The 11,004-nt window shown below is 40.3% G+C and carries 10 protein-coding genes and 2 pseudogenes; 6 read left to right on the forward strand and 6 right to left on the reverse strand.

All coding sequences use genetic code 11. The features are described from left to right. Positions 1-138: 138 nt before the first annotated feature. Positions 139-990, reverse strand: a complete 852-nt coding sequence (locus SORDD25_RS04695) for a metallophosphoesterase family protein (protein ID WP_061852809.1) — start codon at positions 988-990, stop codon at positions 139-141. Positions 991-1,183: 193 nt separating this feature from the next. On the opposite strand from SORDD25_RS04695, the gene SORDD25_RS04700 reads away from it, so the two are divergent. The 3 genes from SORDD25_RS04700 to thrS all read left to right on the forward strand — a co-directional run bounded on the left by SORDD25_RS04700 (position 1,184) and on the right by thrS (position 4,372). Further along, positions 1,184-1,558: a hypothetical protein gene (locus tag SORDD25_RS04700; protein ID WP_061852810.1), complete on the forward strand. Its 375-nt coding sequence runs from the start codon at positions 1,184-1,186 to the stop codon at positions 1,556-1,558. A 257-nt stretch (positions 1,559-1,815) separates the two neighbouring features. Continuing rightward, complete coding sequence (locus SORDD25_RS04705) at positions 1,816-2,418, forward strand: adenylate kinase family protein (protein ID WP_241497226.1); 603 nt, start codon at positions 1,816-1,818, stop codon at positions 2,416-2,418. A gap of 10 nt (positions 2,419-2,428) precedes the next feature. After that, entirely contained in the window at positions 2,429-4,372 is a 1,944-nt protein-coding gene (thrS, locus tag SORDD25_RS04710; protein ID WP_061852812.1) for a threonine--tRNA ligase, read from the forward strand. A gap of 210 nt (positions 4,373-4,582) precedes the next feature. Here thrS and SORDD25_RS04715 read toward each other — a convergent pair whose 3' ends face one another. The 5 genes and pseudogenes from SORDD25_RS04715 to SORDD25_RS04725 form a co-directional block, all read right to left on the reverse strand. Beyond that, positions 4,583-5,644 (reverse strand): DUF389 domain-containing protein, encoded by a 1,062-nt coding sequence (locus SORDD25_RS04715; RefSeq protein ID WP_061852813.1) that lies wholly within the window; start codon positions 5,642-5,644, stop codon positions 4,583-4,585. A gap of 277 nt (positions 5,645-5,921) precedes the next feature. After that, positions 5,922-6,223 (reverse strand): annotated as a pseudogene (locus tag SORDD25_RS09105) (DUF898 family protein). 55 nt (positions 6,224-6,278) lie between these two features. Beyond that, positions 6,279-6,377 (reverse strand): annotated as a pseudogene (locus SORDD25_RS09535) (peptide ABC transporter); the annotation flags it as partial. A gap of 6 nt (positions 6,378-6,383) precedes the next feature. Next, positions 6,384-7,358: a sensor histidine kinase gene (locus SORDD25_RS04720; protein WP_061852814.1), complete on the reverse strand. Its 975-nt coding sequence runs from the start codon at positions 7,356-7,358 to the stop codon at positions 6,384-6,386. Next, positions 7,351-8,028, reverse strand: a complete 678-nt coding sequence (locus SORDD25_RS04725; RefSeq protein WP_000548981.1) for a response regulator transcription factor — start codon at positions 8,026-8,028, stop codon at positions 7,351-7,353. The genes SORDD25_RS04720 and SORDD25_RS04725 overlap by 8 nt, the downstream gene beginning before the upstream one ends. A gap of 329 nt (positions 8,029-8,357) precedes the next feature. Between SORDD25_RS04725 and SORDD25_RS04730 the strand changes: the two genes are divergently transcribed. The 3 genes from SORDD25_RS04730 to SORDD25_RS04740 all read left to right on the forward strand — a co-directional run bounded on the left by SORDD25_RS04730 (position 8,358) and on the right by SORDD25_RS04740 (position 10,955). Continuing rightward, the gene (locus SORDD25_RS04730; RefSeq protein WP_033605317.1) at positions 8,358-8,927 is read left to right on the forward strand and encodes a TetR/AcrR family transcriptional regulator; all 570 of its coding nucleotides are present in this window, start codon (positions 8,358-8,360) and stop codon (positions 8,925-8,927) included. 85 nt (positions 8,928-9,012) lie between these two features. Next, on the forward strand, positions 9,013-9,789 hold the full coding sequence (locus SORDD25_RS04735) for a ferredoxin reductase domain-containing protein (protein WP_061852815.1): 777 nt from the start codon (positions 9,013-9,015) through the stop codon (positions 9,787-9,789). Positions 9,790-9,878: 89 nt separating this feature from the next. Continuing rightward, the gene (locus SORDD25_RS04740; protein ID WP_061408457.1) at positions 9,879-10,955 is read left to right on the forward strand and encodes a DUF2974 domain-containing protein; all 1,077 of its coding nucleotides are present in this window, start codon (positions 9,879-9,881) and stop codon (positions 10,953-10,955) included. The last annotated feature ends 49 nt before the right edge of the window (positions 10,956-11,004 follow it).

An 11,004-nucleotide genomic window follows, 5' to 3' on the forward strand; every position in this document is an offset into this window, starting at 1 on the left:
ACATCAATTAGTATGGTGTTCAAATTATATATTTTTCCATATTCTAGCATAAATTTTATAAGTAGTCAATTCATATCCATTTCGACTTATCGCGAAACAGCGGTCACTAGACTATCCTATTTCTAGTCAAAACTCCTTTTAAAACCAATCTTTCTTGTCTCTTTCCATCCAGAGTTCAACATCCTGATCATAACCTTCTTGCTCGCTAATCTGTCCCAACAATTCATGGTTATGAGTGTGGTGAATTCCATTTACCAAGCTTTCATAGTAAACCTGAAAATAAGGGAGCTTTAAATCCTTAGCCAGCTGCAATTCGACTTCTACATCATAATCCACTCGACGAAAATCAACATCAGACAAACCTGCATCATCAAACTCTAAAATCATATACTGGGCACGCAGGTCCTTACGCAACTTCGCATCTAAAAAGAAGGGTTGCCCAATCGAACCCGGATTAAGAATCAACTGTCCGTCACTACCGTAACGAAGAAACTGTTGGTGGATATGGCCATACACTGCGATAGAAGCATATGGCTCCGTCACCAATCTATCAAAATCTTCTTGTTTTCCCGTATGAATCAACTCCCTTCCCCAGTTTTTATCAGGAAGATGGTGAGTGATTCCTACCGTTAAATCACCAAACTGACGATGAACTTGCATAGGTTGATCGTGGAGTTCTTCGATTTCTTTAGGGCTAATTTCTTCTAAGATGTACTGACTTTGGCGCAGGAGATAACGATGACTCACTTTTGTAGGATCTAACTTACGATGTAGGCCTAGCCAGAGACTATTCTCCCAATTCCCCAGCACTCTTGCAGTGATGGGCAAGCTAGCTAAGAGATCCAATATCCTTCTACGCCCTGTTCCAGGCATGAGAATATCTCCCAAAAGCCAGTACTCGTCTACCTCTGCCACTCTTGCATCAGCCAGAACAGCTTCCAGGGCTGTCGTATTTCCATGTATATCTGAAAGAACTGCTATTTTAGTCATTCTTTCTCCTCATTTCCTCTTACTTCTTCAGTTAGTATTATAGCAGAAATGCCATAAAATAGACTCGTTTCTACTCTCCTAGAAAACTTGAAAATCACTCCTTTCTTGCTATAATATAAACAAAGAGAACCTTCATTTATAGCAAGATACTCTTCAGTAGCACTCTTTTAGCAAGGATTGGAGGACTATTGCCATGCGGAATTATCTTAAGTATATCCCACACTACCTTGTCATTTTCTTTTTTTACTGGCTACTCTATGAACTCCTCTCTCTACTCATCTCTGACCCATATACACTGAAGGGACTGTATATTTACAACATCATCCTCTTTTCACCTTTGGCAACCTTCATCGTATCCCTTCTTTATAGCTACCGGTTTCATTTCTCACTTTGGTGGTTGCTGGGAATTGGACTGCTCTATTGCTTTACCATCATCACCTTTGGTGAGTTCATTCTTCTTTATCTCGTAGCCTATGAAATCTTCGCCCTACTTGGTATGGCTTCTGGTGTGGGAATCAAGCATGTCTTCCAGCGAGAGAAAAATAAAAAACTTACACAAAAACCTTGAAAATTCTCGCAATCATGCTATAATAATGCATAGAGACAAGTCACTTAGTCCCTTTCTACTAGAGAGTGCGTGGTTGCTGGAAACGCATAGAAAGCCTAAACTGATACTACTCTACTGACTTTTATGAAAACATAAAACGGTGGCTACGTTAAAGCCAATCAGAGGTGTCAACAGTTTTTGTTGTGCATAAATGAAGGTGGAACCACGTTGCGACGTCCTTTTAGGATGTCGTTTTTATTTTGTCAGAAGGAGGAAGAATGATGCTTTATATGATTGGCGGATCGCCTTGCAGTGGAAAGTCAACAATTGCCTCACTTCTTGCTAGACAGTATCAACTACTTCATATCAAACTGGATGATTTGGTAGAAGAGATGATGAGTCAAGCAAGTGCAGACTCACAGCCAATTTGCCTTCTTAGGCAGGATAGAAATCCAGAAGAGATGGCAGATGAAGAATGGCGCTTTTATGAAGAGATTTTTCCATATGTAAAATCTTACTTGATAAAAAATCAAAACAGACCTCTCTTGGTGGAGGGAGCAGGACTTTTGCCTCACTTGGTAAAGGAGCTTGAATGTCCAGCGTCTTCCTATCTATGCTTGACTCCGACAGCTGATTTTCAAAAAAAGCATTATATACAGAGAGAATGGGTTTCTTATGTCTTAGAGGGTACAACCAACCCCGAGCAAGCTTTTGAAAACTGGATGCAACGAGACATTCTTTTTGCTCAAATGGTTCGTAAGGAAGCGGTGAAATTAGGCTATCCTAGTCTCGTAACAGATGGTGGTCAATCAGAGAAGCAGACTGCAGAAGAAGTTGCTCGGCTCTTAAAATTGTCCAACAAAAATAGAATAAATATTTAAGGAGAAAACCATGATTAAGATTACTTTCCCAGATGGCGCTGTTCGTGAATTCGAATCTGGCGTTACAACTTTTGAAATTGCCCAATCTATCAGCAATTCCCTAGCTAAAAAAGCCTTGGCTGGTAAATTCAACGGCAAACTCATCGACACGACTCGTGCTATCACTGAAGATGGTGCCATCGAAATTGTGACACCTGATCACGAAGATGCTCTTCCAATCTTGCGCCACTCAGCGGCTCACTTGTTTGCCCAAGCAGCTCGTCGCCTTTTCCCAGACATTCACTTGGGAGTTGGTCCAGCTATTGAAGATGGTTTCTACTACGATACCGACAATACTGCTGGTCAAATCTCCAACGAAGACCTTCCTCGTATCGAAGAAGAAATGAAAAAAATCGTCAAAGAAAACTTCCCATCTATTCGTGAGGAAGTCACTAAAGACGAAGCACGTGAAATCTTCAAAAACGACCCTTACAAGTTGGAATTGATTGAAGAACACTCAGAAGACGAGGGTGGTTTAACTATCTACCGTCAGGGCGAATACGTGGACCTTTGCCGTGGCCCTCACGTTCCATCAACAGGCCGTATCCAAATCTTCCACCTTCTTCATGTAGCAGGTGCTTACTGGCGTGGAAATAGCGACAACGCGATGATGCAACGGATCTACGGTACAGCTTGGTTTGACAAGAAAGACTTGAAAAACTACCTTCAAATGCGTGAAGAGGCCAAAGAACGTGACCACCGTAAACTTGGTAAAGAGCTTGACCTCTTCATGATTTCACAAGAAGTTGGTCAAGGACTTCCATTCTGGTTACCAAACGGTGCGACGATCCGTCGTGAATTGGAACGCTACATCGTCGACAAAGAGTTAGCTTCTGGCTACCAACACGTTTACACTCCACCACTTGCTTCTGTAGAGCTTTACAAGACTTCTGGGCACTGGGATCATTACCAAGAAGACATGTTCCCAACCATGGATATGGGTGACGGCGAAGAATTTGTCCTTCGTCCAATGAACTGCCCTCACCACATCCAAGTCTTCAAACACCATGTTCACTCATACCGTGAATTGCCAATCCGTATCGCTGAAATCGGTATGATGCACCGTTACGAAAAATCTGGTGCCCTCACTGGTCTCCAACGTGTTCGTGAAATGTCTCTCAACGACGGTCACCTCTTTGTCACTCCTGAACAAATCCAAGAAGAATTCCAACGTGCCCTTCAGTTGATTATCGATGTTTATGAAGACTTCAACTTGACTGAATACCGCTTCCGCCTCTCTCTTCGTGACCCTCAAGATACTCACAAGTACTTTGATAACGATGAGATGTGGGAAAATGCCCAAACCATGCTTCGTGCAGCCCTTGATGAAATGGGTGTTGACTACTTTGAAGCCGAAGGCGAAGCAGCCTTCTACGGACCAAAATTGGATATTCAGGTTAAGACAGCCCTTGGAAAAGAAGAAACCCTTTCGACTATCCAGCTTGACTTCTTGCTCCCAGAACGCTTCGACCTAAAATATATTGGAGCTGACGGTGAAGAGCACCGTCCAGTTATGATCCACCGTGGGGTTATCTCCACTATGGAACGCTTCACAGCTATCTTGATTGAGAACTACAAGGGTGCCTTCCCAACATGGCTGGCCCCACACCAAGTGACCCTCATCCCCGTTTCTAACGAAAAACACGTGGACTACGCATGGGAAGTAGCTAAAAAACTCCGTGATCGTGGTGTCCGTGCAGACGTAGATGAGCGCAATGAAAAAATGCAATTCAAGATTCGTGCCTCACAAACCAGCAAAATTCCTTATCAGCTCATCGTTGGTGACAAGGAAGTAGAAAACGGAACCGTCAACGTTCGTCGCTATGGACAAAAAGAAACACAAACTGTCTCAGTTAATGATTTTGTTCAAGCTATTCTAGCTGATATCGCCAACAAATCTCGTGTTAAGAAATAAAACGATCACAGTCTGAGAAACATTTTTCAGTAAGAAAAAGCAACAACTGAAATAGTTGTTGCTTTTTCTATTTTGTTTAACCTGAATCAGTAGTGATTGATTAACTCACCTCAAATACTATTCTCTTCTGCAATCCTTTCTATCCACCAACTTTTGAATATAAGATCTCTTCCCAAGATTTGCTCTCATGAATTAGACAAGTCAATATCCTCAATCCTTGTCTGCTTCCTTGTCTGCTTCATTTTCTTTTACGAGATCTTTTTGTGAATCCTTTTCAGAGAGTTTTTGGTCGATATACTTGTTAATAGTTTCATAAAATTCCTTGGTCATCTCACTATCTAATTTTGTCGAATTATGGACTTGATTGACTTTTAATTGAACAGATTGAATACCGTAAGAGGCTTGTTTTTGATGGAGCATTTCTAATTCTTCGTCTGAAATCGGATCTCCAACAACCGTCAAGACCAATTCATTGTTCCTTGACTTGTAGACTTGATTAATGACCGTGTGATTGGCGAACTCTTTTGCTATAAACTGTTTGATTCCTTCTTTTCGCGCTTGATCTATCGACAAAGTGACTGCTGAATAACTGGCTGGAAGAACCAATAATACAATCAAGGATGTCAAGCCAATTTTCATTTTAACGTTTAGCTCTTTAAATGAACTTAAGGGAGATTTTCTCATCAAAATTCTTGTTCCAACAATGTTGGCTAGCATGATAAAGACACAGTTGATCAAAAAAAGATAGAGAGCCCCAAATAAAAATCGTGCATTTCCATTAGCTAAACCATAGCCTGCAGTACAGATAGGTGGCATCAGAGCTGTTGCAATGGCTACTCCTGGCACGATATTGTTTGCTTCTTTTTTCCTTGAACCAATGACACCTGCTATCCCACCAGCAATAGCAATGAGAACATCCCAAATGGTTGGAGAGGTTCGTGCAATCAGTTCGCTACTAGCATAAGATAAGGGAGAAATCCAGAAATACAGAGTCGAGACAAGCAAACTGACCAATACTTGAGTAAATAAAACCTCTAGAGATTGCTTGATTAAATGCGTATCAAAAATAGCTAAACCGAATCCCAGTCCAACAATCGGTGTCATAAGAGGGGAAATCAGCATGGCTCCAATAATAACAGCTGTTGAATTCATATTTAGACCTATAGAGGCAATAAAAATCGCACACATCAAAATTACTGTATCTCTTAATCGAACATGAAGGTCATCATATAATTTCTCACGGTATTCCCGTGTTGAATAGTTTCCGGTCATTGGTTACTCCTTTTATTTCATATAATCTTGTTTCTGCATGGATGATGTAGAGAGACTTCTGTCCAATCTTACATATGTTTAATTCTCATCTGTCATTCTTTTGAAAATGATCCCTTGAATATCCATCAGTCTATCCTAACTATTATATCAAAAATTTGACGGTCTTTCTCTGAAAAAGTCAATTAATTAAAAAGATAGAGAAAAGAAAAAATTTTTGTTTCCTTATCCGAAGAAGAAAAAACGATATCTCCTCTGAAAGAAGATGCCGTTTTAATCTTTAAATATGATTGGTGTGTTTGACAATCCATTGCTCCATTTTGATTTGCAACCAGAAGCCATAGATTCCAAACGTGATGATGGTTAGAAGAAACCCCTTGATCCAGTTACCGAACAGTTGTGCTCCAGTCCCGTCAAAGTATAGACGTTGCCCATCCACTACCGAGTGTTTGGTTTTCAATTTTTCATCATGCAAACTGCCCAAGGTGTTACGATCCCCAAGGTAAGACCGCAAATGATGGCTACTAAGATAGAGTATCCAATATAATCTATGATTCCTCCGTCAAAATAACTTTCTTTCATTTTTGTCTCTTTTATTTTTTGACTATATTCTAGTCGTTTCCTAGTGTAACATTTTTTACATCTGGACAATCTTACGGTAACTTCTAGACGTTATCATGAAAATAGAGATATAGACTAGAACAAAAATTCCACAGATGGATAAGGTTATCATCAACTATGCTCACTCAATTATCAGATTCCTATTGGAAAATTTAATGCGAACGGTTGTTCCTATTCCGACCTCAGAATCGATGCGAATCTGGTGACCCAGTTCTTCAGAAATTTTCTTAGATAGATAAAGTCCAAGTCCAGATGACTGCTGGGTCAAACGCCCATTGTAGCCTGAAAAGCCACGTTCAAAGACTCGGAGTACATCGCTATTTTTTATCCCGATTCCCGTATCCTTGATACAGAGCTCCTGACCTTCCATAGAAATCTCTAGCCCACCTTCCTTGGTGTATTTGAGGCTGTTTGAAAGGATTTGTTCAATGACGACCAACAGCCACTTCTTATCGGTCACGATAGTTTTGTCGAGATCATGGAGATTGAGCGTCAGTCCTTTTTGGATAAAGAAAAGAGCATACTTGCGAACCACTTCTTTCACCAGATCCTCCACTTGAACCTTTTCAAATACCAAGTCATCATGGAAGCTCTCTAAACGCAGATACTGCAACACCAGGTTGGTATAGGAGTCAATCTTGAAAATTTCCTGTTCCAGTTGCTGCTTGACCTCACGATCAGAGACTTCTGCTACTAAAAGGCGACTCGCTGCAATGGGGGTCTTGATCTGGTGAACCCATAAGGTGTAGTAATCAAGCAAATCCGTCAGCTTGCTCTGCGCTTCCGACTTCTTTTGATACAATTCAGACTCACGATCTTCGAGCTTTTCTGCTAGCGCACATTCCAAAGGAGACTTGGGGTCTCTCTCAGCATAGAGTACTTCCTGTCGATAAACCTGAGCTTCTGCAAATATATCCCAAGCCAAAAATAAGAAGGTCAAAAAACTACTGAGCAGAAAGAAATAAAGAAAATAAGTTCCTAGACTAGCAAATAAAAACTGAAAGAGAAGGACAAGAAAGCCTAATGAAAAAATATAGGTAAAAACGCGACTGCGAGAACGCAGATAGGCTAGAAAAAATGATTTCCAATCAAGCATGTTTCAGTCCGTATCCTATCCCTTTCTTGGTTTCGATAAAGCCTGCTAAACCTTGCTCCTCCAACTTTTTGCGCAAGCGAGCAACGTTGACAGACAAGGTGTTATCATCGATGAAAAAATCGCTATTCCAGAGTTCCCGCATCAAGTCATCACGCGCCACGATATTGCCAGCATGTTCAAACAGCACTCGCAAAATTTGAAATTCATTCTTGGTCAAACTCAGAACTTCCCCCTGATAGTGCAGGTCCATAGACTTGGTATTGAGGATCACACCCGCATACTCCAGCAGACTTTCATCACGGCCAAACTCATAGGAACGGCGCAACAAGCCCTGAACCTTGGCAAGGAGCACCTGCTGGTCAAAAGGCTTGGTCACAAAGTCATCTGCCCCCATATTGATCGCCATGACAATATCCATCGCCTGGTCTCTCGAAGAGAGAAACATGATGGGCACCTTAGAAATCTTACGAATCTCCTGGCACCAGTGGTAACCATTAAAAAGAGGCAGACCAATATCCATGAGGACCAAATGAGGTTCTGACTGAACAAAAAGGCTCAATACTTCCATAAAATCTTCTACCAAAACGACCTCAAAACCCCACTCAGAGAGTAATTTCCCAACTTGTTGCCGAATAACTTGGTCATCTTCTACTAGTAAAATCTTGTGCATGCGCTCCTCCTTTGTTATTTCTCAAAGTATCAAAACCCTTCATATCAGATTTACGGATCAGTATCTCATACTGTTTAGCAACCTATTTCCCAAATCCAGATCAGAAAACAGATGCTAAATAGAGAACATTCCCACTGATATCATACCTTATTTTTAATTATAGTTCCAGCCTTATCCTATATTTTCCTTTTTGTGCTCATTTTGTTAGCGTTTCTTTAACTTAATTAATAGATCTAACCTTCTTATTGACAAGCTAGCCATGATTTGTTAGAATATGAATGAACAAATAATTTTATTCATTCATTCATTCATAAAATAAAGGAGGTTAAATCCTATTGGACAAAAAACAATCTTTAAAAACAGCAGCCTATGAAGTTTTTTCGAAAAAAGGTTACAAGGCAACAGGAATTTCAGAAATTGCTAGGCAAGCTGGTGTTGCAGTTGGTTCTTTTTATAACTATTACGAGAGTAAAGAAGCCATTTTTCTAGACATCTATATAGATGAAAACAACCGTGTTCGCCAAGCTATGATCGAAGAACTGGATTGGGAAATTGACATGATCGACCTCATTGGTCAACTATTTGCTCAGTCCAGAACTCTCGTTTCTTCCAATAAAATCCTTGCAGAATGGTACAATCCTGCCATCGCAGATGAGTTGCACAGCTACTATTCCTCGGAAGAAGGCAAAGTCGCAAATCCTTTTCATCAGTTTCTAGTTAAAACTTTTACAAATCGAATGCAGGCTGAAGGGTACTCGCCAGAAAAGATTCAAGATATTTTACAGGTTTATAATCTGTTTTACTATATGGATATGCATATCACGGAAAAAGATTTTCCAGATATTGGCAAGACCGTTGAAATACTTGCAACCAACTTCATAAAAGGAGTTCTAAAATAAAGAATGGATTTCTTTATTTTTTGAAAAGATATGAATGAATTATTTTACAGTTCATTCATAAAATTAAGAACAGGAGTCATAAAAAATGAAAAGAGGTAAAAAAATGCTTATTATCATTCTATCAACACTTGGAGCGCTATGTATTATAACTTGGGGTGCCATCGCTTATCTTGGACGAAGCCAGACATTATCGATAAAATCCATCGAAAACCCCAGCGGAGATCTATATTTAATTCATATCACAAAGCCGAGTCATCAAACCTGGAAAGCGGGGGCTTATGCTAAGTTTACACTCCCTGATACGTCGTCCGCTTCTAGGAAAAACGAAGCTAAGGGTGAGCAGACCAGTCGATGGCTAACTATTGCCTCCACACCTGATGAAGATGAAATCCTCATTTTAACTCATAATAGTGGTAGCCACTTTAAGGAAACCTTGACACATTTACCGTCTGGCAGTGAGATTGAGATGAGTTGGTTGGATTCCTCTTTAACCATTAAAGATACGAATCAGCCACTAGTTTGCTTTGCATCTGATGTTGGTATTTCTGCTCTACGCCCCCTTATCAAAGAATGGTCTGGTAAAGCTCCAATTATTCTCAACCATTTTGACAAAGGAGTTACTATTTTCGATAATGAGATGAAGGAACTGGCTCAAAAAACATCAAATTTTACTTATAAAACGAGCGATGAATTTTCTCAAAGTCAAACATTTTTAAAACGTGCTATTGATGAATACGGCAATCAAGCCAGCTATCTCATCACAGGTCAGCCTGATGATGTAAATGAGATGAAGAATTTTTTAAAGGAAAATGGGATTGATAGCAAAAACATACAAGTAAGCTCGTTTAGAGGTTTGAAATAGGAGCAATCTATCTTCTATGTATTTCAATCAAACCCTACTAGCTAATTCTAGGTAAATGTGGTAGGATAAACATAGAGAAAGGAGCTTTTATGGCCAATATTTTTGACTACTTAAATGATGTAGCATACGATTCCTTTTATGACCTCCCCGTGAACGAGTTAGATGTTCTTGCCTTGACTGAATTAACCTACCTTGCTTTTGATGATGTAGTCACCCAAGAACCAAAGCGCCTTATAGATCTTGCACCTCAAATCCCTAGAGACATGACGATGTTGACTAATAAAAACCGTCTCCAGTTGTTGGATCAGCTCGCTCAACACAAACGCTTTAAAAATTGCAAGCTCTCAGACTTTATCAACGATATCGATCCTGAATTGCAAAAACAGTTTGCGGCTATGACTTATCGTATCAGTCTCGATACTTATTTGCTTGTTTTTCGCGGGACGGATGACAGTATCATCGGTTGGAAAGAAGATTTCCATATGACCTATATGAAGGAAATTCCAGCTCAAAAACATGCCCTCCAGTATTTAGAGAACTTTTTTGCCCAACATCCTAAGCAAAAGGTTATCCTAGCAGGGCACTCAAAAGGGGGCAATCTAGCTGTCTATGCTGCTAGTCAACTTGATCCAAACTTGCAGAAAAACATTGTCGCTGTCTATACTTTTGATGCACCTGGACTTCACAAGGAACTAACCGAAACACCTGGCTATCAAAACATGATGGAAAGAACGAAAGTATTTATCCCACAAGGGTCTATCATTGGGATGATGCTGGAAATTCCGGATAAAAAAATCGTCGTTCGAAGCACCGCCTTAGGTGGCCTTGCTCAGCACGACACCTTTAGTTGGCAGGTTGAAGACAAGCACTTTGTCCAACTGGACGAGACCAATAGTGACAGCCAGCAAGTCGATACAACCTTCAAGGAATGGGTTGAAACCGTCCCTGATACGGAACTGCAGCTCTACTTTGACCTCTTTTTTGGAATCATTCTCGATGCAGGCATCTCTTCTATCAACGACCTTTCTTCCTTCAAGGTCATTGAACACATTCACCATCTCTTTGTCCAAGCTCAATCCCTCACTCCCGAAGAAAGAGAAACCATGGGACGCTTAACCCAACTCTTGATTGATACCCGTTACCAAGCTTGGAAAAATCGAGAATAGACAAAAACCAACTAATCTAATGATTAGTTGGTTTTTGTTTAAGAAACTA

This window comes from Streptococcus oralis, assembly GCF_001579525.1.
Classification (GTDB): Bacteria; Bacillota; Bacilli; order Lactobacillales; family Streptococcaceae; genus Streptococcus; species Streptococcus oralis_M.

Excerpts from the sequence above, each read along its gene's own strand:
- SORDD25_RS04695 (WP_061852809.1), bottom strand. The coding sequence starts at position 990 with ATGACTAAAATAGCAGTTCTTTCAGATATACATGGAAATACGACAGCC.
- SORDD25_RS04700 (WP_061852810.1), top strand. The coding sequence starts at position 1,184 with ATGCGGAATTATCTTAAGTATATCCCACACTACCTTGTCATTTTCTTT.
- SORDD25_RS04705 (WP_241497226.1), top strand. The coding sequence starts at position 1,816 with ATGATGCTTTATATGATTGGCGGATCGCCTTGCAGTGGAAAGTCAACA.
- thrS (WP_061852812.1), top strand. The coding sequence starts at position 2,429 with ATGATTAAGATTACTTTCCCAGATGGCGCTGTTCGTGAATTCGAATCT.
- SORDD25_RS04715 (WP_061852813.1), bottom strand. The coding sequence starts at position 5,644 with ATGACCGGAAACTATTCAACACGGGAATACCGTGAGAAATTATATGAT.
- SORDD25_RS04720 (WP_061852814.1), bottom strand. The coding sequence starts at position 7,358 with ATGCTTGATTGGAAATCATTTTTTCTAGCCTATCTGCGTTCTCGCAGT.
- SORDD25_RS04725 (WP_000548981.1), bottom strand. The coding sequence starts at position 8,028 with ATGCACAAGATTTTACTAGTAGAAGATGACCAAGTTATTCGGCAACAA.
- SORDD25_RS04735 (WP_061852815.1), top strand. The coding sequence starts at position 9,013 with ATGAAAAGAGGTAAAAAAATGCTTATTATCATTCTATCAACACTTGGA.
- SORDD25_RS04740 (WP_061408457.1), top strand. The coding sequence starts at position 9,879 with ATGGCCAATATTTTTGACTACTTAAATGATGTAGCATACGATTCCTTT.